A 21,675-nucleotide genomic window follows, 5' to 3' on the forward strand; every position below is an offset into this window, starting at 1 on the left:
CTCTACACCCCTCCCGACGTTCCCCGCCACCGCTCCCGACGTAGATTTAAGAGCCGCCGCCGCGACCGACACCATATGAGCGACGCGCCGACGACTGCGCCCTGCGACGCCTGCGGCGAGGCCACGACGGACGCGCTCGCGCGCACCGTCCGGCTGAGCGTCGACCGGGCGAACATCGACACCCAGCGGCTCTGCCCCGACTGCTTCGCCGACTGGATCCAGCGCTACCAGGACCGCCTCGGCTCCGGCGACGACGGGGGCGACGAGAGCTCCGAGATCATCGTCGACTGAGGCCGAACGCGTTCGCGTCGGCCGGCAACGTCCGTCTCGACCGCCCGTCTTAAGCCCCGGCGGGACGGACGCCGTGGTAATGGATCTCGCCATCGACGCCCCGGCCCCGGCGGCGCCAGACTGCGCCGACGACGGGACGTGGCTCGCGTGTATCGCGTGCGACGAGACGTTCGCCCCGTTCGAGGCGGTGCGCTACACCTGCGACGAGTGCGACGGCCTGCTCGAAGTCCGGTACGACGACCCCCCGACGTTCGACGAGTTCGGGTCCGGTGCGTCCTCCGACGGCCCCGACCGCGGCGTCTGGCGCTACCGCGAGGGGCTCCCGTTCGACCTCGGCGTTACCCTCCCCGAGGGCGACACGCCGCTCCACCGCGTCCCGCGCATCGAGGAGGCGGTCGGCGTCGACGCGCTTCGGATCAAACACGAGGGGATGAACCCCACCGGCTCGTTCAAGGACCGCGGGATGACCGTCGGCGTCCGCGTCGCGAAGGAGCTGGGCGTCGGCGCGCTCGCGTGCGCCTCCACCGGCAACACCTCGGCCGCGCTCGCGGCCTACGGCGGCCGCGGCGGGATGCAGACCCTCGTCCTCCTCCCGGAGGGGAAGGTCGCCGCCGGGAAGATCGCGCAGGCGAGCCTCCACGGCGCGCGCATCTTGGAGGTCGACGGCAACTTCGACGCGTGCCTCGACATCGTCCAGGAGCTGGCCGCCCGCGGCGAGGCGTACCTGCTCAATTCGCTGAACCCGTTTCGGCTGGAGGGGCAGAAGACGATCGGCTTCGAGATATTAGAGGAGTTCTACGCCGACTACGGGACGTTCCCGGACCGCATCGTCCTGCCCGTCGGCAACGCGGGCAACACCTCGGCGCTGTACAAGGGGTTCCGCGAGCTCGTCCAGTCGGGCGCGCTCGACCCCGACGAGGTCCCCAAGCTCACCGGCGTCCAGGCGGAGGGCGCCGCGCCGATGGTCGAGGCGGTCGAGGAGGGGAACGACGAGATCCGCCGCTGGGAGGAGGTCGAGACGCGGGCGACCGCGATCCGCATCGGCAACCCCGTCAACGCGCCGAAGGCGCTCCCCGGCATCCGGAACACCGGCGGCACCGCCGTTGCCGTGAGCGACCCGGAGATCACCGCCGCGCAGCGCCACCTCGCCAGCGAGGGCGTCGGCGTCGAGCCCGCCTCCGCCGCGAGCCTCGCGGGCCTCAAGAAGCTTCGGCGCGAGGGCGTCGTCGACGACGACGAGCGCGTGGTCTGCCTGACGACCGGCCACCTCCTCAAGGACCCCGACGCCGCCTACGAGGCCGGCGGCGACCCCGAGCCGGTCCCGAACGACGCCGACGCCGTCGTCGACCACCTCCACGACTGATCGCCCGACGGGGCCGGTCGGTGCGGCCGCCCACCTCCCGCTCTCGACCCGCGCCCTCGACACCCCAGAGCCGTTGGCGCTATCACCGATTGCCGAACACGTCGCCCCGACAGTTTGTATTAAGTAGTAAACACTTGAACGACAGACAAGTTGATAGACGTCCCGACGACCGCACCGCTCGCCGCGCTCGCCGCCGTCGTTGCGGTCTGTGCGACGGCGGTCGCGTTCGACTCCCGCGACGAGTCGGGCGGTCGCGCCGCGGTCGCGTTCATGGCCGCGATCGCCTGGTGGTCCGCGGGGCTGTTCGGCGAGGCCGTCGCGACGACTGAGGCCGGGAAGCTGTTCTGGCTCAACGTCCAGTACCCCGCGACCGCGGTCGTCCCGGTCGCGGCGGTCGCGTTCGTCGCGTCCTACCTCGGCTACGACGCGTGGCTCTCCCGGCGCCGCCTGCTCGCGCTGCTCGCCCCGCTCGCCGCGTTGACCCTGCTGAGCTGGACGAACGATGTCCACGGGCTGGTCCGGACCGGGACCGACCTCGTCGCGGTCGGCTCGGGGACGGTGCTCGTCCGGGAGTTCGGCCCGGTGTGGTGGGTCGGCTGGCTCTACTCGCAGGTCCTGCTCGTCGGGACGTTCGCGACGCTCGCGTACGGCGTGTACGACTCGGCGCCCGCGTTCCGCGCGTCCGCGGGGCTGCTGCTCGTCGGCTCTGCCGCGCCGTGGGGCGCGCAGTTCGTCGTGCTCGGGGGCGGCCCGGCGTTCCGGCCCGAACTCCTGTTCGTGCTCACGGGCGTCGCATTCACGATCGCGGTCCGGCGGGGGCGGACGCTGGGCGTGACGCCGGTCGCCCGGCAGGTGACCCTGGAGGCGGTCCCCGACCCGATCGTCGTCGTCGACCGAAGCGGGCGGATCGCGGACGCGAACCCGGCGGCCCGCGCGTGGCTCGGCGAGGGCGTCGCGGTCGGCGTCCCGATCGCGGACGCGCTCGCCGACGCCCCGGAGGTCCGCGCCGCGTACCGCCGCGGCGAGGCCCCTGACGAACCGCTCCGCGTCGAGGTCGCCGGCGAGCCGCGGTTCGTCTCGCTCTCTGCCGTTTCGCTTCCGACGCTCGGCAGCCGCTCGCAGGGGACGGTGTTGCTGTTTCGCGACGTGACCGACTCGGAGCGCAACCGGCGGGACCTCGAAGTGGCGAACGACCGGCTCCAGACGCTGACGCACGCGCTGGCGCACGACATTAAGAACCCGTTGACGGTCGCGGACGGGTTCACGGACCTCGCGACCGCGGGCGACGAGGCGGCGGCCGAGCGGGTCGAGAGCGCTCACGACCGGATCTTCGAGATCGTCGACGAGACGCTCGCGGCCGTCGACCACCCGGACCCAGACGCCGGTGCCGAGTCGTTCTCGTTCGCGGCCGCGGCCGAGGCGGCTTGGCGGACCGCCGAGACGGCGGGAGCGACGCTGACGGTGGCGGGCGACGAGTCGTACGCCGCGGACAGGACTGCGGTGCGGAGCGTCTTGGAGAACCTCTTCCGGAACGCGGCTGTCCACGCCGGGTCCGACGCGACCGTCGCCGCCGTCGCGCTCGACGGCGGGTTCGCGGTCATCGACGACGGCCCCGGCGTCCCGCCGGCGGAGCGCGACCGCGTGTTCGACCGGGGCTACACGACCGCGGACGAGGGGACCGGGATCGGCCTCGCGTCGGTCGCGGCGCTCGCCGAGTCGCACGGCTGGACGGTCGGCGTCGGTGCGGGTCGCGGGGCCGCAGAAGGGGACGCCTGCCTGTCGGACACGACGGTCGGCGACGGCGCGGCGTTCGTCGTCGCCTTCGGGGATCGACCGATCGAAGCCGTCGCGTCGCCCGTCGTCGCCGACGCGGACGCGCTCGTCGCGGTCTCGGAGTCGCCCGCGGCGGAGTCGTAGCCCGTCCGGGGACGGTCCGATCTCTTCTCCGGGGCTGCGAAGTACTCGCCGCCTACTCGGCGAGTCCCGCGTTACTCGTCCGCACGCCCGTCGGCGCCGTCCAGGGTGATCTCGGTGATCTCGACGACGCGGTCGTCCGCGAGCAGCTCCTCGGTCGCGGCGTCGGGGACGGCCGAGTCGAGGTTGTAGACGGTGAGCGCCTCCCCGCCCTGCGTCTCGCGGCCGTTGAACATCCCGGCGATGTTGACGTCGTGGTCGCCGAGGACGGTCCCGATGAGCCCGATGACGCCGGGCTCGTCGGTGTTTCGCGCGACGAGCATGTGGCCGTACGGGACCGCGTCGACCCGGAACCCGTCGATCCGGACGATGCGGGCGTCCTCGCCGGCGAACAGCGTTCCCTCGACCGCGATCTCGTCGTCGCCGTTGTGGACGGTGACGCGCACGAGGCTCTGGAAGTCGTCGGTCTGCCGGGTCTTCGACTCGGTCACCTCGATGCCGCGCTCCTCGGCGAGCCGCGGCGCGTTCACCGCGTTCACCTGCCACTCCAGCGGCTCGAAGACGCCCTTCAGGGCGCTCGCGGTGACGAGGTCGACGTCCTCCGCGGCGATGTCGCCCTCGTAGGTCGCCTCGACCCCGGTGATCCGACCGTCGAGCAGCTGGGCGGCGACCTTCCCGGCGGTCTCGGCCACGTCGATGTACGGCTCGATTCGCGGGAACGCGCTCTCGTCGACCGAGGGCGCGTTGAGCGCGGTGAGGACCGGCTCGTCGTCGAACGCCGCGAGGACGGCCTCGGCGGTGTCGACCGCGACGTTCTCCTGGGCCGCCTCCGTCGACGCGCCGAGGTGCGGGGTCAAGACGATCTCCTCGACGTCGAGCAGCGGCGAGTCCTCGGGGAGCGGCTCCTCGGCGAAGGAGTCGAGCGCGGCGCCGGCGAGGACGCCGTCCTCGACCGCCTCAGCGAGCGCATCCTCGTCGACGATGCCGCCGCGGGCGCAGTTGATGAGGTAGCCGCCCTCCAGCTGGGCCAGCTCGGCCTCGCCGATCATCCCCTCGGTCTCGGGGAGAAGCGGGGTGTGGATCGTCGCGAAGTCGCCCGCGGCGAGCGCGTCGTGGAGGTCCTCGACGAGCTCCGCCCCCATCCGGTCGGCGCGCTCCTCAGAGATGTACGGGTCGTAGACGACGAGGTCCATCCCGAGCGAGTCGAGGCGCTTGGCGACTTCCTGCCCGACGCGGCCGAGGCCGACGATGGTGAGCGTCTTGTTGTTCACCTCGGTACCGAGGAACTCGCCTTTCGCCCACTCGCCGCCGATCAGGCGACCGTGCGCCTGCGGGATCGAGCGCGCGACGGCGAACGTCATCGCGACGGTGTGCTCGGCGGCGGCGCGGACGTTCCCCTCGGGGGCGTTTGCGACGATGACCCCGTGGTCGGTCGCGGCCTCGATGTCGATGTTATCGACGCCGATGCCCGCCCGGCCGACGATGACGAGCTCGCTCGCGGCCTCGAAGACCGCCTCGTTCACGTCGGTTCCGGACCGCACGATCAGCGCGTTGGCGTCGGCGACGACGTCGAGCAGCGCCTCCCCCTCCGCCTCGTAGTCGGTGACGACCTCGTGGCCGGCGTCTCGGAGTCGGTCCAACCCCGCGTCCGCGATGGGGTCGGTCACGAGTACCTTCATGTCGAAACGCACCCGCGGCGCGGGGTTAACGCTTTCCTCATCGCGCCGTTTTGCCGCCCGAACGGATCCGCGCTCGTGGGTATCGACCCCTCTGTTTCGACTGGAGAATGCGCGTTCGTGGGTATGTTCGCCGCCGGTACTCCCTTTTATATTGGGCCGCACGTTCCGCGCATGAACCTCACGATCGCGTTCGTCGGCGTCGGCGCCATCCTTGCGCTGACCGCGGTGAGCGCCTTCTTCTCCAGCTCGGAACTCGCGGTGTTCTCCGTCCCCGCCCACCGGATCGACTCGCTCGTCGCGACCGACGCTCCCGGCGCCCGGGCGCTGTCGGCGCTGCGCGACGACTCCCACCGGTTCCTCGTCACGGCCTTGGTGAGCAATAACGTCGCCAACATCGCCGCCGCGTCGGTCGCGACCGCGGTGTTCGTCCGGTTCGGCTTCTCCGGCGGCCAGGCGGCCACGGGGTCGACGCTCGTCACCTCGGTGTTCGTCATCGTCTTCGGCGAGATCGCGCCGAAGTCGTACGCCGTCGCCAACGCGGAGCGACACGCGCTCCGGGTCTCCCGGATCGTCGTCGCGGTCCAGCGCGTGCTCCGTCCCGTCCTGTACGTGTTCGAGGCGGCCTCCGGCGTCGTCAACCGCTTCACCGGCGGCGAGTCCGCCATCGAGTCGTACCTCACCCGGGAGGAGATCGCGACGCTCGTGCGCTCCGGCGAGGTCGCGGGCGCGCTCGACCCTGACGAGGGCGCGATGATCCGGGGCGTCCTCGATCTGGAGACCACCACCGTCGCCGCGGTGATGGTCCCCCGGACCGACGTGGTCGCGCTCCCCGACACGGCGACCCCGGCGGACGCGCTCTTGCGGGCCGCGAGCGAGGGAGTCACCCGGATGCCGGTGTACGGCGAGAACCGCGACGACGTGGTCGGGGTCGTCGACGTCCGCGACGCGATCCGCGCCGACGAGAGCGGTGCCGACCTCGCGAGCGCGCTCAGCGAGCCGGCGTTCGTCCCCGAGACGAAGCCGCTCGACGAGCTGTTCACGGAGATGCGCGCGAGCGAGACGCGAATGGTGATCGTCGTTGACGAGCACGGCGCGGTCGTGGGAATCGCGACGTTGGAGGACCTCTTCGAGGAGGTCGTCGGCGAGCTGGTCGGCCGCTGGGAGACGGACGCGGTCGACGTGGTCGCGCCCGACGCCGCCGTGGTCCGCGGCTGGACGACGGTCGGCCACCTCAACGAGGCGCTCGGCCTCTCGCTGCCCGCGGACGCAGGCGTCGAGACCGTCGCGGGGCTCGTCACCCGTCAGCTCGGGCGGCTCCCGAAGGAAGGTGACCGCGTCGCGGTCGGCGAGGTCACGCTCGCCGTCACCGGCGCGACCGCGACCCGGGTCACGCGCGTCCGGGTCGAACACGCCGACGAGAACGGGTTCGCGGTCGACGCGTCTGTCGGTCCCGACGGCGGTGACGCCGGCTCGCTCGGGCCCGAGTGACCGCCGCTCCTCCGACGCCGCGGTCTCCACACACATTACCCAACATACATGTGCTTCCGACGGTTCCCGAGAGACACGTCTCTGATCATGGTGAGCCGTTGGGCGTGTGGCCGGTGCGGGTTCGTCGCGTGGACGCGGGACCGCTCGGAGATGGTCGACGTGACCGGGTCCCACCTGCTCGCACACGACTCCGACGCGCTCTCTACGTCTGACTTCCGTGTAAGTTGGGACTGCCCGTACTGCGCCACGGCCAAGACCACCTACGACAGCGGCGGCGCCGTTGCCGAGTTCAAAAGGCACCTGTACGAACACGTCGCCGACCGGGTCGCCGACGGAACACACGTGGCCGAGCGGGTCAACTGGGACGGGGTCGTCCGCGTCGACGCGTCGGCCGCCGGCGACGAGGCCGACGCGCTCCGGACCCACTTCCACGCCGCCGCGGGGCTCGTGGTGGCCGTGACCCCCTCCCCGGAGCGGCTGGTCCGCGCGCTCGACGAGGCCCTCGACGCGTGGCCACGGCGGGCGGTGATCGTCAGCACCGGGGAGTACGACTTCGAGGCGACGCCCGATGTGGACTTCCAGGGCCGGAACGTCGAGATCGTCGAACTCGACCCGCGGCTCTCCCCGGCCGAGGTCGGCGAGACGGTCTCGCGGATCCTCGACGACAACCACGAACCCGGCGAGCGCGTCTCGCTGGAGGTGAGCGTCTTCCACCAGATCGTCGCCGCCTTCGACGTCGAACGGTCGGTGGCCTTCGTCCGTATGCTCGCCGCGCGCCTTGCCGACGCGGGCGGCGTCTTACAGCTGTACGTCGACGCGGACGCGGACCGTAACGTCGCCACCGTTCTGAACCTCCTCGACGAGACGATCGACCTGACGGTCGCGGTCGACGACGGGCAGTTCGTTCGGCGGCCGTGACTGCGGGAACTTGTCTCCCGTTCCCCGTCCTCGCTCACCCGTCGTAATCGCCCTTCACTCGGCGTCGCTGGGTCCAGTCACTCGGCGTCGCTGCGCTCTCACTCGTTGTAGCTCTCCGTGTAGTCCGCGGGCCAGCGGACGTAGACGTACTCCACGTCGCGGTCCGCGGCCGCCTCGACGACGGCCCGCTTGAACCGCCGCAACACCGCCCTGGCGCGCTCCCGCGCGGCGTCGGAGGCGGCCTCGTCGCCGGCGAGCGCGCGGAGGTTCCGCTTGATGTCGACCCCGAGGGCGGAGTCGGTCTCGTCGTCCGGCAGACCGTCCCCAGTCCCGCTCGTCGAGGCGATCCGGGGCAGGTACGCGGCGGCGAGATCGGCGACCAGCCGGTCGCGGTGGTCGAGCGCGTCGATCAGCCACTCGACCGCGGTCGAACGGTCCGCCGCGGTCGGGTCCGCGGATTCGAGGAGTTCGCAGTACAGCCACGCCGCGTACCGCTTGGTCTCGGTGTCGACGCGCTCCTCCGATCCCGCGGTCGCGTCGGCGGGCGCTGCCCTCCGGTCGGCTCCGGTTCGCTCCGCGGCGACTGCCCGGAACACCGCGAGCAGTCCGTCGGCCTCGAAGGGTCGCTCCGCGAGGAGCCGGTCGCGGACATCGCCCGCCGGGACGGCGTCCGCCTCGGCGATCACCGCGGCGACGGACCGCGCGGCTGCCCGGCGAACCGATGCCGAGGGGTCCCGCAGCGAGCCGAGCAACACGCCGGTCGCGTCCCGGCGACCGAGCGCTCCGAGCCGACGCACGACGGCGAGCCTGAGTCCCTCGTTGCCGCGCCGTGCCGCGCGCGCGAGCAGTTCGACCGCGTCGTCGCTCTCCATCGTGACAAGCGCGTCGACCGCGGCCCCGCGCACCAGGTCGTTCCGCGCGTTCACGAGCGGGCGAACCGCCTCGACCGCCTCCCCGCCCACCCGCGCGTACCCCCTGACGGCCCGAGCGCGGACCCGCGCGTCGCCGTCATCGAACGCCTCGCGGAGCCGGGGGGCGGCGCCCTCGTCGCCGACGGTCGACAGTCCGGTCGCCCCCAGCATCCGATACGCGGCCCGGTCGTGTCTCAGCCACCGCGAGAACGTCTCGGCAGCCCCGCTCGTCTTCCCGCTTCCGTCCTCGGCGCCGCCGCCTCGCCGGTCGGCAACCCGCCGCCCCAGTCGGTCGAGGTGGTCGTCGCCGTGGAAGTACAGCGACTCGATCGCCGCCGCGCGGACGGTCTCGTCGGGGTCGTCGAGCGCCGCCTCGAACAACCCATCCACGATCCGGCTCGCGGCGGCGCTCATCGAACTGGACGGGCTGCCGAGCGCCTCCGCCGCCTCGCGTCGCGTCGACGCGTCGAACCGCCGATCGAGCCGCGCCAACGCCGGGGGATCGTCGTCGGTCGGCCGCCCGCCGCGCCCGGTGCCGCCGCTCTCCGCCGATCCATCGGCCCCGTCCGGTCGCGGCCTGTCGTCCATCTGTGAACACCTCACCGATCCGGTAGATTAAACGTATGGCCGCGGCTATCACCGATGAGAATCCGACGCGACCGGCGCGCGGTGCCGCGTTATTCGAGTCCGAACCCCCGGACGACACCGTACTCTGGCCCGGACGCGGTAAGCGCCGACTCCACCAGCCGAATCTCGTCGACCGAGAACGTCCCGACTTCCGGATCTCCCGCGTCGAGCGCGTCTCGGACCGCCTCTGCCCCGGTCGCGCTCTCCACGCGGGCCAGCGTCACGTGCGGCGTGAACGCGTGGGCTTTGGGGTCGACGCCGAGCGCGGTCGTCTCCGCTTCGAGCGCCTCGTAGAGCGCGGCGAGGTCGTCGCCGCCGCGGCCGACGCCCGCCCAGACGACCGAGACGTACTCGCGGTTCGGAAAGACGCCGAGGCCGCGGATCTCGGCCTCGAAGGGGGAGACTGCGGCGCGGTCGACGGCGCGCTCGCCGGCGGCGGCCACGTCGTCGAGGGCGGGGTCGCCCTCGTCGTCCTCCGTGCCGATGTCGCCGAGGAACTTCAGCGTCACGTGCGCCTGTTCGGGGTCGACCGGGTTGACGCCCGACGCGTCCGCGAATGGGGCCTGTGCCTCCGCGACGGCGGGCGCGAGCGAGTCCGGGAGGTCGACGGCGAAGAACGCTCGCATCTCGGTCGCCGGATCGGCCGAGCGACGGATACCGCTTGTGGTGGTCGAACCAGCGCCCTACATAAATACCACCGTATCAGTCCGGCACAATTCCCAGTAGTGACCCTCCCATACTCGCATGTGATGGCCACCACCGACTCCGCGCGACCGGACCCGCCCTCGGAGCGTCGGGCGCCGGCGCGCGAGATGTCGAGCGTCGCCCGCTCGGCGGACGGTCGCCGGATCGCCTACGCGACGTACGGGCCTCCCGACGGCGACCCGGTCGTCTTCTTCCACGGGACGCCCGGGTCCCGCCGGCTGGGCGCGCTCCTCGAACCGGCGGCGCGAGCGAACGACGTCCGCGTGATCGCGCCCGACAGACCCGGCTACGGACGCTCGCCCCCCCAGTCGGGTCGGACCGTCGGCGACGCCGCCGCGTCCGTGCGGCCCGTCCTGAACGACCTCGGAGTCGAGCGCGCGGCCCTCGTCGCGTTCTCCGGCGGCGCGCCCTACGCCCTCGCGACGGCCGCGTCGCTCGGCGACCGGGTCACCGGCGTCGACCTCGTCGCCGGCGCGACGCCGCCGTCGTTCGGCGACGACACGCCCGCGGTCCAGCGCCTCCTGTCCGGCCTCGCGGCCGCGACGCCGTCGGTCCTCGGGGCACTGCTCCGCGGTCAGGCGTGGGTCGCGTCGCGCGCGGACCCGTCGTTCGTGGTGGCCCAGTACGCCGAGGACGCCGACGCCGTCCCCGAGGACGCCGCGACCGTGGTGAAGGAGGACTTCCTCGCGGCGTTCGAGCGCCACCGGAACGGCGCGGTCACCGAGTTCCGCGACGCCGGCAGCGACTGGGGGATCGACCTCGACGCGGTCGACGCCCCGGTGCGCCTGTGGCACGGGACCGACGACGCGAACGTCCCCGTCGCCGGGGCGGAACGACTGGCCGAGGCGCTTCCGACCGCCGAACTCCGCGTCCTCGACGGCGCGGACCACCTCGGGACGCTCCTCCGGGCCGCCCCCGAGGCGCTGTCGCGTTCCCGCTGATCGCTGGCTCTCCCCCCGAGTTCGCCCCTGAAACGCCGTTTCGTCCCCACTGATCAATCCGGCCCTGCCCGAGTCCGTCCCCGAGACGCCGTTGCGTCCCCGCTGACCGGTTCGGCCCTCCTCTCCGACCTCGTCCCGGGCCCCTCCCGCGGGCGGTCCCGAACCACGCGGATTGATGTACGGCACGCTCGAACGTCGAGCGACGGCGTCATGAAACGGATCAGGTTCTCGGCCGCCTACCCCGAGCGGCTCCGCCACCCCCTCCACGAGGCGATCGCCGGCGACTCGCCGATCCGTCGCGCGGAGCTGCTGATGTGGAGCCCGACGGCGGACGCGACGACGCTGCTCTGGTTCGACGGCGACCGCGACGCGACGGCGTCTGCCCTCGACGCGCTCGACTCGCTGGTCGCGAGCAGCCTCGTGAGCGACGCCGACGGGACCTACGCGTTCCTTCGGCAGGACGCCTACGAGTTCCCGGCGGCGCTCCTCGACACCGTCGCGGCGTCGCGGGTGATATTCCTCCCGCCGGTCGTCTTCCGCGAGTCGGGCGACGTCCGGTTCGAGGCAGTGGGCGCGACGGCGGCGCTCAGCGAGTTCCACGACGACCTCGGGACCCTCGCCGACCTCACTATCGAGTGGGTCCACGAGTTCGAGCGCCGACGGGAACCGTCGCGGCTGACCGACCGACAGCGCGCGGCGCTGGAGACGGCGGTCTCGACGGGGTACTACGAGGTTCCGCGCGAGGGGACCGTCGCGGACGTGGCGGCCGCGCTCGGCTGCGCGACGAGCACGGCCGGCGAACTGCTCCGGAAGGCCGAGGCGGCGGTCGTCGAGCGCGCCGTCGAATCGGCGTGACGGCCGCCGCCGTCCCGGACGCCGACCCGCCGTCGGTTCACAGCCGCTCGCGGAGCGTGTCGGCGGTCGCGTCGCCCACGCCGTCGACGTCGGTGAGGTCGTCCCGGGAGGCGTCGCGGACGTTCTCGACCGAGCCGAACCGCCGGAGGAGGCAGCGGCGCGTCTCGGGGCCGACCCCCGGCACGTCGTCGAGGACCGTCCTGACCTCGTCGCGGACGGTCTGGTGGTAGGAGACGGCGAACCGGTGCGCCTCGTCGCGCACGCGCTGGAGCAGGTGGAGCTCGGGGGCGTCGTCGTCCCAGCGCCGGGTCCCGGTCGGAGTGACGACCAGCTCCTCCGCCTTCGCGAGGGCGACGACGGGCACGTCCCACCCGGTCTCCGCGAGCGCGTCGCGGGCGGCCCCGAGCTGCCCCTCGCCGCCGTCGATGAGGAGGAGGTCGGGGTCCGGGCGGTCGTCCTCGCCGGCGAGCGCGCGCTCAGCGCGCCACCGGACCAGCTCGCGCATGTTCGCGTAGTCGTCGTTGCGTTCGGTGAGCTTCTTCCGGCGGTAATCGGCCGTCTCCGCGCTCCCGTCGACGAAGCACACGTCGGAGCCGACCACGGCGGTGCCCTGCGCGTGGCTCACGTCGAACCCCTCGACGCGCTCGGGGCGGGCGATCCCGAGCCGGTCGCCGAGCGCGCCCACGGGGTCGTCGCGGCCGCCGCGCTTCCGGGCGTTCTTCAGCGCGAGTTCGACGAGCTTCGCCTCGCGGCCGGCGCCCGGGACCCGGACCGCGACCCCCTCGCGCTCCAGCCAGTCGACAACGTCCCGGTCGGCGGGTCGTTCGGCGAGGAGGACCGCGTCCGGGAACTCCCGCTCGGCGTAGTACTGCGCGAGGAACGCGCTGAGCACGGCGGCGGGGGTGTTGGCGTCGGGGTCCGCCGGGGTCGCGTCGCCGCCGGAGGCCCCCGATTCGGCCGCGTCCGCCACCGCCGCCGCGTCCAGCTGGTGGCGGCTCCGGTCGACCAGTTGCCCGCGCTCGCTGTGGAGCCGGGCCACCCGAGCCGTGTCGCCCTCGACCGCGGCCGCCAGCACGTCGACGGTGCGGTCGTCGTTCCGGTCGCTGACGGCCTCGCCCCCCTCGCCGTGGAACGCCTCGACCGCTTCGAGGCGGTCGCGGAGATTCGCCGCGCGCTCGAACTCGTTCGCCTCGGCCGCGGCCTCCATGCGGCGTCGGAGGGGGTCGGCGAGGACGCCCGTCTCGCCCTCGAAGAAGCGCCGCGCGGCGGCCACGTCCTCGGTGTACGCCTCCGGCGATATCTCGCCGGTACACGGCGCCGAACAGATGCCCATCTCGTAGTCGAGGCAGGGGCGGTCGCGCCCCTCGTACTTGTGGTCCGAACAGCCGCGCAGCCGGTACTCGTCGCGGACCGCCTTCACCACGGTCTCGACGCGGCCCACGTCTGTGAACGGGCCGTACGCGACCGCGCCCGCCTCGGGGTCGCGGGTCACCTCGATCCGGGGCACCTCGTGGTCCGAGAAGGCGACCAACGGGTACGACTTGTCGTCCTTCAGCCGGACGTTGTACCGCGGGCGCAGCCGCTTGATGAGGTTCGCCTCGAGCAGCAGCGCCTGCGTCTCCGTGTCGGTGACCGCGAACTCGACCCGGTCGGCGCGCTCGACCATCCCTCGGATCCGGCCCGAGCGCGGGTCCGCGTACGACCGCACCCGGTCGCGGAGGTCGAGCGCCTTCCCGACGTACAGCGTCGTCTCCCCCGCCCGGAACTGGTAGACGCCCGGCTCCGTCGGGAGGTCTCGGGCCCGCTCGCGCACCGCGCCGGCGTCCATCGGTCTCGGATCGCCGTAGCCGCCCGACGCCATTGAACGCTGCGGGGACGAGCCGAAGCGAGGTCACGGTCCGTTCATGTCACTTCGCGAACTGGGTAGTTATCAAACCTGAGTCACGGGGAGAACCGTTTATGCCGATGCTTGGGGGAGAGGGAAACAGATATGACGGGAGTTCGAGGGCTGTTACGGCGCGTGCTCGGGCGGGGAGGTGACTCCCGGTCGGTCCCCGACGGGGGCGTCGTCGTCGGGGAGCCCGCGGGGACGGACGACGCGACGGTCCCAGCCGGCGAGTCCGGTGGCCCGAGCGACGAGGAGTACAGCGTCACCGAGGCGGACGGCGTGGACCGGACCAAGACCTTAGGGGGTGCCGGCTTCGCCGAGGTGTTCAACGCCACGGGCGTCCCGACGTTCATCCTCGACACCGAGGGGAACGTCGCCGAGTGGAACGAGTCGCTCGCGGCGCTCACCGGCGTCGACCGCGCGGACGCCCTCGGCCACGACTACGCCTCGGAGCTATTCTACCCCGACGGTCGGCGCGCCGACACACTCGCGGACAAGGTGCTCGACGCGCCCGAGGACGCGGACGAGGTGTACGATGTCGAGCGGTCCGGCTCGGCACGGATCCGCTACCGCGACACGAGCACGATGGTCGACCGCCACGGCGAGGAGAAGCACATCGAGTTCACCGCGACCCCGATGTACGACGGCGACGAGTTGGTCGGCGTGACTGAGGTCGTCATCGACCGCACCGAGAACGTCAACGAGCGCGAGGCGACGGCGGAGCTGGTCGCCGAGATCCGCCAGACCGCCGAGGAGATCGGGGAGGGAAACCTAGAGGCCCGCGCCGTCTGCCGCGAGGAGTGCGAAATTCTCAACGAAGAGCTGTTGAGCGTCATCGGCGTCGTAAACCGGATGGCGGAGAACCTCCAGACCCTCTCCGAGAGCGTCCACGAGAAGGCGCGCGACCTCGACGGCACCGTCGAGGAGGCGAGCGCCGCGGCAGCCGACATCGCCGAGAACGTCGACGAGCAGAACGAGCTCTTAGAGGAGAGCGTCTCGGAGATGCAGTCGTTCTCCGCGGGGATGGAGGAGGTCGCGGCGACGGCTGACCAGGTCGACTCCGCCGCGGTCGCGGCCGCCGACGCCGCCGACGAGGGGTTAGACGCCAGCGAGGACGCCCGCGAGGCGACCGAGGACGTGGTGGAGATCGGCGACGAACTCGTCGAGAGCGTCGGCGCGCTCTCCGAGCGCATGGACGACATCGAGGAGGTCATCGAGGTCATCTCCGACGTGGCCGAGCAGACGAACCTGCTCGCCCTGAACGCCAACATCGAGGCCGCCCGCGCCGGCGAGGGCGGCGACGGCTTCGCGGTCGTCGCCGAGGAGGTGAAGAAGCTCGCCGACGAGACCCGCGGCTACACCGAGGAGATCACGGAGAGCCTCGACAAGCTCCAGGCGCAGTCCGCGGAGACCACGACCGCGGTCGAGCGCTCGCACGACCGGATCGAGGACGCGGGCACCGAGATCGAGACGGTCCTCGACTCGCTCGAAGAGATCGCTGACGCGGTCGACGAGGCGGCCGCGGGCGTCGCGGAGGTCGCGCGCACCACCGACGACCAGGCGGCGACCGTCGAGGAGCTCACCTCGTCGCTGGAGGCGGTCCGCGAGCGCTCCGACCGCACCGAGGAGGCGACCGAACGCATCGTCGACGCCACCGACGATCAAGAGGCGGCCGTCGACGAGCTGATCGCCCGCGTCGAACAGCTCGACGCCAGATAACTCCCCTACCGCCCCCAGTCCCGTCCGCTTTCGCTCCCCCGTTCTCTCGGCACCGCCGAACGTTTAACCCCGCTCAGCCCCCACAAAACGTATGTCCGTTACGCCGCCCGGGCCGCTCGGCGACCCCCTGTTCGGGAACGGTCGCCAGTTCGCTGACGACCCCTTCGGTTTCCTCCGCGCCTGCGCCGACAGCTACGGTGACGTGGTGCGGCTCGACCTCGGTCCCAGAGAGACGTACCTGCTCACGAACCCCGCCGACGTCGAGCGCGTGCTCGTCGCCGACGCCGAACGCTACCGGAAGCCCCAGTTCGGCGACGACGCGATGGACACGCTGCTCGGCGACGGTCTCCTCATGAGCGACGGCGACACGTGGCAGCGCCAGCGCACGCTCGCGAACCCCTCGTTCCACAACCGCCGGATCGGCGCGCTCGACGGGACGATGGTCGACCACACGGAGTCGCAGCTCGCGGACTGGGCCGACGGCGAGGTCGTCGACATCCAGCTCGAGGTCGCCCGCCTCACCGTGAAGATCATCGTCTCGGCGATGTTCGGCGCCGACATCACCGACGAGGAGGTGAAGACGGTCCAAGAGAACTTGGAGCCGCTCGGCGCGCGGTTCGAGCCCGACCCGCGGCGGTTCCTGATCCCGAACTGGGTGCCGACCCGCGAGAACCGCGAGTTCGACGCCGCGATCGACACCCTCGAATCCGTCATCGACGGGATCGTCGACCGCCGCCGGGGCACGGAGCGCGACCCGAGCGTCGACCCCGCCGGCGCGGAGGGCGTCGCGGTGCCCGGCCCGGCCGGGGACGGCGACGGCGACCTGCCGATGGACCTGCTCTCGGTCCTCCTGCGCGCCCGCGACCGCGGCGAGCAGACCGACGAGAACCTCCGCGACGAGCTGGTGACGATGCTGCTCGCCGGCCACGACACGACCGCGCTCGCGCTGACGTACACGTTCTACCTGCTCTCGAATCACCCTGAGGCTCGTCGCGAGGTCGAGCGCGAGGCCGAGACGGCGACCGCCGACGGCCCGCCGACCGCGGCCGACGTCCGCGACATGGCGTACACCGAGCGCGTGCTCAACGAGTCGATGCGCCTCTACCCGCCCGTCTACACCCTGTTTCGCGAGCCGAAGCTCGACGTGAAACTGGGGGGGTACCGGATCCCGGAGGGGTCCGCGCTGATGGTGTCGCAGTGGGTGACCCACCGGTCCGAGCGGTGGTACGACGCCCCCGAGACGTTCGACCCCGACCGCTGGACGCCCAAGCGCCGGAGCGAGCGCCCCCGGTTCGCCTTCTTCCCCTTCGGCGGGGGCCCGCGCCACTGTATCGGGAAGGCGTTCTCGCTGCTGGAGGCGAAGATCATCCTCGCGGAGATCTGCTCGCAGTTCGAACTCGGCTACGAGGGACCGGACCTCTCCTTGCGCGGCTCGCTCACCATGCACCCGAGCCATCCGGTGCCGATGCGGATCCGCGAGCGGTAGATGTCCGCCCCCGCCGACGCGTACTGCGCCCGGTGCGGCGATCCGCTCTCGAGCGGTCTCGTTGCGACCGAACGCCGCGCCTGCTGTCTCAACGCCACCCCGATCGCGGGCGTCTGCCCGACCCACGGGCCGGTGGGGCCGCACCACGCGGTCGAGGAACCGGACGCGGTCGACGACGCGTAACCTCCGGTTCGCCCTACAGATCGACCGTCGCCGCGACCTCCCGGTACTCCGGGTCCCACGCGTCGAGCGCATGGACGCGCCACCGGACCGGGTCGAACTCGGTCTCGACGAGGTCGGCGACCGCGCCCGGTTCCGGGTCGCCGCCCCGCGCCAGCGTCACGTGCGGGACGTACGCGTCGCCCTCGATTCCCTCCACCGTCCCGAACGCCGCACAGAGCCTGCGGTGAAGCCGAACGAGCCCGTCGCTCTCGACCGTCAGATACACGATCGGCCGCGACCCCGACCGCGGCGCGTCGAAGACGTCGATCCCGGTCACGGCGACCTCGAACGGGTCGGCGGGCGCGAGCGGTCGACGAAGGCGTTCGCGCAGCCGGTCGAGGGCCTCCTGACGAGGCGGGACGGGTCGGTCCCCTCCACGTTCCTCGCACCCCTCGCCCTCTCCGCGTTCATCGCCTCCGTCGCGCTCTCCGCGTCGCACGTCCTCGACGCCGAAGCGCTTACAGACGAGGGTGTGACGCTCGCGGACGCGATCGAACCCCGTCAGTTTCGGGTGGAGATCGCCGGCGAGGCGGTCGATCGCGGGCGGGAGCGGGACGTTGAGGCTGAACACGTCGGCGTCCGCCTCAGATCCGATCGGTGAGGTGTAAGGCGATCACGACGACGAGCGCGATCCCGATCAGCGTCGGGAGGGCGTCGAGCAGCCAGAAGGCGACCTCGAGGACGGCCCCGACGATCTCCAGGAGAAGCCACACGACGACGAGCAGCAGCACGATCTTCAGGAGGTCGTCGGTGTCGATCTCGGCGCGGTTCATGGCCAGACGGGGGTGCGGCAGCGATAAAAAGACGGTGGTAAAACCGGGCGCTCGCTACGCGATCTTCTCGTACTGCTCGGAGAGCTTCTCGGCGGCCTCGTCGAGCAGTTCGGCCTCGTACTCGTCGAGGTCCCACTCGACGACCTCCTCGACGCCGTTCGCGCCGAGCTTCGCGGGGACGCCGAGCGCGGTGTCGTCGTAGCCGTACTCGCCGTCGAGCACGACCGAGCAGGGGAGCACCTCGCCGGTGTCGTTGAGGATGGCCTCGACGGTGTGGGCGACGCCGGTGGCGGGTCCCCACTGCGTCGCGCCCTTCCGGCTGATCACGTCCATCGCGGACTCCTGGAGGTCCGCGAGGATCTGCTCTTTCTCGTCGGCGTCGAACGACGGGTCGCGGCCGTCGACGCGCACCTTCGAGAAGACGGGCGCCTGCGCGTCGCCGTGTTCGCCGAGGATCGTCGCCTCGACGTTCTGGACGGGCGCGTCGAAGCGCTCGGAGAGGACGTAGCGGAAGCGCGCGGAGTCGAGCCGGCCGCCGAAGCCGACCACCTTGTGGCGGTCGCGGTCGCCCGCCTCGTAGAGGTGGCGGTTGAGCAGGTCGACCGGGTTCGAGGTGGTGACGGTGACGAAGTCGTCGTTGTGCTCGGCGATCGAGGACCCGATGTCCTCCATGATCGGCGCGTTGTCGCCGGCGAGGTCGATCCGGGTCTGCCCCTCCTTGCGCGGGATGCCCGCCGTGATGACGACCACGTCCGAGCCGGCGGTGTCCTCGTACTCGCCCTGCCGGACGGTCGTGTTCGAGTCGTACGCGACGCCGTGGTTCGCGTCGGCGGCCTGTCCGATCGTCGTCTCGCGCTGATCCGGAATGTCCACGAAGACGAGCTCGTCGACCACGTCGCGTAACGCGAGGTTGTAGCCGGCCGCGGCTCCGACGGTCCCCGCCGCACCGATAACGCTGACCTTTGTCATACCGTGTAGATTCGCGACCGGCCGGTGAGTAAACGTTTCGGAACCCCGCTAACGTTCGTGACCGTCATCGCGAAACCCCTAACTCCCGCGGCGTCGAAGCGTCGCCTCGTGCCGACGTTCCGCTACCCGTGCCCCGGCTGTCGGACGACGAACAGCCTTCACGACGCCGACTGTGAGTTCGAGGGCGTGAGCTGGCCGACCGTCGAGAAGGCGTACACCGACCTCCTGTCGGTGCTGTCCGCGGAGCCCGACGGCCTCCCGGAAGCGGCGCTGCGGGACGCGGTCCCGGCGGAGTGGGGCGGGCTCCACAAGGCCGCGCTCGGCGCGCTCCGCCGCGACCAGCGCGTCGTCGAGGACGGCGACCGGCTCCGCCTGCTCACCGCCGCGGAGTTCAAGGAACGCGTCTCGGAGCCGACTCGCGACCCGATGCGCACCGTCTACGAGCACGGCTCGGTCCCGGGCTGTCACGACAACGCGGTGTTCGCGATGGTGGCGTGGTACGAGATGGTCGGGCTCTCGTGGCCCGAGACCCGCGAGAACGTGATCGAGTGGCTCCGCGAGTCGGGCGCGTGGGACCGCGGCGGCTTCGAGGAGTCAACGCCCGGCGAGCTCGTCGACGCCAAGCGCCACGTGTACGACGAGGGGTACGGCTGGAAGGAGAAGGGACAGGCCGCGAAGCGCGTCATCGAGCGGCATCTGTAGCGCCGGTTCGTCCGGAGCGCGGACCGGACGGACCGCCGCCCCACGACAGCTTTACCCCCGCCGTCGCCGTCGTACCCGACGAATGGCCCTCGACCTCGTTCCCGCGTGGCCCGCCGTCGGCTCACTCGCGGGCGGGGCGGGGGCGCTCGCGCTCGCGTGGGCGATCCGCGAACACCGCGGCCGCCCCGGCGTCGACTGGTTCCTCGGCGTGTTCGCCGCGCAGGCGACGTGGTGTCTCTCCTACGGCGTCGGCCTGCTGGTCTCCGAACCGGCGATCCGAGCCGCGCTGGAGGCGACGATGTGGCTGGGCGTGATCTGGACAGGGATCGCCTTCCTCGGGTTCGCACTGGAGTACACGGGCCGGAGCGACGTGGTCCGGAGCCGCCTGTTCGCGGCGGTCGTCGGGTTCGGCGCACTCTCGTCCGCGCTCGTCGTCACGAACTCGCTCCACGGTGTCTTCTGGACCGACTTCGCGCGCGACCCCGCCTTCGGCGTCGAGACCGTCTCGTACGCGTTCGGGCCGTGGGCGTACCTGACGGTCGCCGCGGAGACGGTCCTCGTCGCCAGCGCCGTGTTCCTCCTCGTCGACACGCTGCTCAGCTACGGGCCGCTGTACCGCCGCGAGAGCGCCGCGGTCGCGCTGAGCTCGCTGCCGCCCGGGTTCGCGCTGGTCGCGTGGGCGCTGGCGCTCGGCCCGGTGCCCCAACTCCAACTCGCGCCGGTGATGTTCGTCCCGCACCTGCTCCTCGACGCGTACGCGTTCGACCGCGCGGAGATGTTCGACCGGAACCCGACCACCAGCCGCGCCGCGGAGCGCACCGCGATCGACGACCTCCGCGACCCCATCGTGGCGCTGGCGCTCGACCGCCGCATCGTCCGGATCAACCCCGCGGCCGAAACGGTGCTCGGCGTCGACGCCCAGACCGCCCGCGACCGCCCGCTCGCCGATTTCCTCGATCTCCCGGTCCGCATCGGCGACGCGGGCGAGGGCGAACCGGACGGCGGCGAGTCCGGCCCGGACGACGAAGCGGGCGGTTCCCGCGAGACGGTCGAGATCGACGCCGGCGACGGGGCCCGCAGCCGCACGTACGCGGTGTCAGTCTCCCGGCTCACCGACCCCAACGGCACCCACGTCGGGTACACTCTCGTCCTCTCGGACGTCACCGACCGCGAGCGCCGACGCCAGCAGCTGGAGGTGCTCAACCGCATCCTGCGACACAACCTCCGCAACGACGCGGGCGTCGTCCGCGGGTACGGCGAGATCCTCCGCGATCGCGTCGACGACTCGGAACTCGTTCAGATGGCCGACGCGGTCGAGCGTCGCGCGGGCGCGCTGGCCGCGCTCGGCGAGAAGGCCGGGACCGTCGAGCGGCTGCTCGAAGATCGGGACCCCGAGCCGACGGACGTGCGCGACCTCGTGACATCGGCCGTCGCGGACGCCCGTGGCCGCGACGACGCGGCGATCGAACTCGCGGTCGACGGCGAGCCGACGACCGCCGACGGCGGGGCGGCGACTTCCGTCGGCGAGCGGACGACCGGAGACGCCGACGCCGACGAGTGGGTCACGCGGGTCCGGCTCGACGCGCTCCGCGCGGTCGTCGAGAACACGGTGGAGAACGCGCTCGATCACCACGACGGTCAGGGAACAGAACGCGATGACGGCGGGGCGTGGGTACGGGTCGCGCTCCGTCGAGAGGAGCGCGGAGGCGACGGCGGCCACGAGGGCGAGGGCGACGCGCGGTTCGTGCTCACCGTCGCGGACGACGGGCCCGGGATCCCCGAGCACGAAGTCGAGGCGGTCGAGTCCGGGCGGGAGACCGCCCTCGAACACGGGTCGGGGCTGGGCCTGTGGGTCGTCGCGTGGGGCGCCGCCGCGGTCGGCGCCGACGTCGAGTACGCCGACCGGGAGCCGCGGGGGACGCGGGTGACGGTGTCGGTTCCGGTCGTAGACGGCTTATAAAGCGTGTGCCTCGCCGTACGCCTGTGCCTTCAGACGATCGTAGCGCTCTCGCGAGTCGAGTACCCACTTGTACTCGAATCCGGGCGGTGGGGTGCTTCAGTCGAGGAACGAGCGAGCCTCTTCGACCCCGAAGCGGATCGTTTCGCGGCCGTACGACGGTGAGAGGCCAATCTCCTCGAATGGATTTAAAAAGAACTCCTGACGGTCGTCTCGGTGTCGTATCCGTATTGCTGCTCTCGGTTCGCCCTACTCCTGAACATCGAG

The 21,675-nt window shown here is 71.9% G+C and carries 19 protein-coding genes; 12 read left to right on the forward strand and 7 right to left on the reverse strand.

The genetic code is table 11. From position 1 onward, the window contains the following. Window positions 1-75 precede the first annotated feature (75 nt). The 3 genes from EXE51_RS04465 to EXE51_RS04475 all read left to right on the forward strand — a co-directional run bounded on the left by EXE51_RS04465 (window position 76) and on the right by EXE51_RS04475 (window position 3,571). Window positions 76-291 carry a hypothetical protein gene (locus EXE51_RS04465; protein WP_049932009.1) on the forward strand — a complete coding sequence of 72 codons (216 nt, stop codon included), beginning with the start codon at window positions 76-78 and terminating at the stop codon, window positions 289-291. Window positions 292-370: 79 nt separating this feature from the next. Further along, window positions 371-1,654, forward strand: a complete 1,284-nt coding sequence (thrC, locus tag EXE51_RS04470; RefSeq protein WP_137691504.1) for a threonine synthase — start codon at window positions 371-373, stop codon at window positions 1,652-1,654. Window positions 1,655-1,804: 150 nt separating this feature from the next. Continuing rightward, window positions 1,805-3,571: a histidine kinase N-terminal 7TM domain-containing protein gene (locus EXE51_RS04475; RefSeq protein WP_137692084.1), complete on the forward strand. Its 1,767-nt coding sequence runs from the start codon at window positions 1,805-1,807 to the stop codon at window positions 3,569-3,571. Between the two features lie 71 nt (window positions 3,572-3,642). Here EXE51_RS04475 and serA read toward each other — a convergent pair whose 3' ends face one another. Further along, a complete protein-coding gene (serA, locus tag EXE51_RS04480; RefSeq protein ID WP_137692085.1) occupies window positions 3,643-5,247 on the reverse strand; it encodes a phosphoglycerate dehydrogenase in 1,605 nt (534 codons plus the stop codon). Window positions 5,248-5,418: 171 nt separating this feature from the next. On the opposite strand from serA, the gene EXE51_RS04485 reads away from it, so the two are divergent. Further along, complete coding sequence (locus EXE51_RS04485) at window positions 5,419-6,735, forward strand: hemolysin family protein (RefSeq protein WP_137692086.1); 1,317 nt, start codon at window positions 5,419-5,421, stop codon at window positions 6,733-6,735. An 87-nt stretch (window positions 6,736-6,822) separates the two neighbouring features. After that, entirely contained in the window at window positions 6,823-7,653 is an 831-nt protein-coding gene (locus EXE51_RS04490; protein WP_137692087.1) for a hypothetical protein, read from the forward strand. Between the two features lie 98 nt (window positions 7,654-7,751). On the opposite strand, the gene EXE51_RS04495 is transcribed toward EXE51_RS04490, so the two are convergent. Both EXE51_RS04495 and thpR read right to left on the reverse strand, forming a co-directional pair. Then, window positions 7,752-9,152, reverse strand: a complete 1,401-nt coding sequence (locus tag EXE51_RS04495; protein WP_137692088.1) for a HEAT repeat domain-containing protein — start codon at window positions 9,150-9,152, stop codon at window positions 7,752-7,754. An 89-nt stretch (window positions 9,153-9,241) separates the two neighbouring features. Further along, complete coding sequence (gene thpR, locus EXE51_RS04500) at window positions 9,242-9,817, reverse strand: RNA 2',3'-cyclic phosphodiesterase (protein WP_094583715.1); 576 nt, start codon at window positions 9,815-9,817, stop codon at window positions 9,242-9,244. A gap of 123 nt (window positions 9,818-9,940) precedes the next feature. On the opposite strand from thpR, the gene EXE51_RS04505 reads away from it, so the two are divergent. Both EXE51_RS04505 and EXE51_RS04510 read left to right on the forward strand, forming a co-directional pair. Beyond that, a complete protein-coding gene (locus tag EXE51_RS04505) occupies window positions 9,941-10,837 on the forward strand; it encodes an alpha/beta fold hydrolase (protein WP_049932016.1) in 897 nt (298 codons plus the stop codon). A gap of 210 nt (window positions 10,838-11,047) precedes the next feature. Beyond that, window positions 11,048-11,692, forward strand: a complete 645-nt coding sequence (locus tag EXE51_RS04510) for a helix-turn-helix domain-containing protein (protein WP_137692089.1) — start codon at window positions 11,048-11,050, stop codon at window positions 11,690-11,692. Between the two features lie 37 nt (window positions 11,693-11,729). On the opposite strand, the gene EXE51_RS04515 is transcribed toward EXE51_RS04510, so the two are convergent. Then, window positions 11,730-13,520, reverse strand: coding sequence for an excinuclease ABC subunit C (locus tag EXE51_RS04515; RefSeq protein WP_137692090.1), 1,791 nt, complete (start codon window positions 13,518-13,520; stop codon window positions 11,730-11,732). A 162-nt stretch (window positions 13,521-13,682) separates the two neighbouring features. Between EXE51_RS04515 and EXE51_RS04520 the strand changes: the two genes are divergently transcribed. The 3 genes from EXE51_RS04520 to EXE51_RS04530 all read left to right on the forward strand — a co-directional run bounded on the left by EXE51_RS04520 (window position 13,683) and on the right by EXE51_RS04530 (window position 16,968). Then, the gene (locus EXE51_RS04520) at window positions 13,683-15,299 is read left to right on the forward strand and encodes a methyl-accepting chemotaxis protein (protein ID WP_089308518.1); all 1,617 of its coding nucleotides are present in this window, start codon (window positions 13,683-13,685) and stop codon (window positions 15,297-15,299) included. Between the two features lie 91 nt (window positions 15,300-15,390). Next, window positions 15,391-16,785 carry a cytochrome P450 gene (locus tag EXE51_RS04525; RefSeq protein ID WP_049932021.1) on the forward strand — a complete coding sequence of 465 codons (1,395 nt, stop codon included), beginning with the start codon at window positions 15,391-15,393 and terminating at the stop codon, window positions 16,783-16,785. Further along, complete coding sequence (locus EXE51_RS04530) at window positions 16,786-16,968, forward strand: hypothetical protein (RefSeq protein ID WP_137692091.1); 183 nt, start codon at window positions 16,786-16,788, stop codon at window positions 16,966-16,968. Between the two features lie 13 nt (window positions 16,969-16,981). On the opposite strand, the gene EXE51_RS04535 is transcribed toward EXE51_RS04530, so the two are convergent. The 3 genes from EXE51_RS04535 to mdh are packed head-to-tail and all read right to left on the reverse strand — an operon-like array spanning window position 16,982 to window position 18,749. Then, the gene (locus tag EXE51_RS04535; protein WP_137692092.1) at window positions 16,982-17,578 is read right to left on the reverse strand and encodes a 2'-5' RNA ligase family protein; all 597 of its coding nucleotides are present in this window, start codon (window positions 17,576-17,578) and stop codon (window positions 16,982-16,984) included. 13 nt (window positions 17,579-17,591) lie between these two features. After that, on the reverse strand, window positions 17,592-17,780 hold the full coding sequence (locus EXE51_RS04540) for a hypothetical protein (protein ID WP_049932025.1): 189 nt from the start codon (window positions 17,778-17,780) through the stop codon (window positions 17,592-17,594). 54 nt (window positions 17,781-17,834) lie between these two features. Further along, on the reverse strand, window positions 17,835-18,749 hold the full coding sequence (gene mdh / locus EXE51_RS04545) for a malate dehydrogenase (protein ID WP_049932026.1): 915 nt from the start codon (window positions 18,747-18,749) through the stop codon (window positions 17,835-17,837). A 108-nt stretch (window positions 18,750-18,857) separates the two neighbouring features. Here mdh and EXE51_RS04550 point away from each other — a divergent pair, with 108 nt between their 5' ends. Continuing rightward, window positions 18,858-19,451 (forward strand): hypothetical protein, encoded by a 594-nt coding sequence (locus tag EXE51_RS04550; protein ID WP_049932148.1) that lies wholly within the window; start codon window positions 18,858-18,860, stop codon window positions 19,449-19,451. A gap of 82 nt (window positions 19,452-19,533) precedes the next feature. Beyond that, complete coding sequence (locus EXE51_RS04555; protein ID WP_137692093.1) at window positions 19,534-21,411, forward strand: histidine kinase N-terminal 7TM domain-containing protein; 1,878 nt, start codon at window positions 19,534-19,536, stop codon at window positions 21,409-21,411. The last annotated feature ends 264 nt before the right edge of the window (window positions 21,412-21,675 follow it).

Origin of the sequence: Halorubrum sp. CGM5_25_10-8B (assembly GCF_005435095.1) — an archaeon.
Classification (GTDB): Archaea; Halobacteriota; Halobacteria; order Halobacteriales; family Haloferacaceae; genus Halorubrum; species Halorubrum ezzemoulense.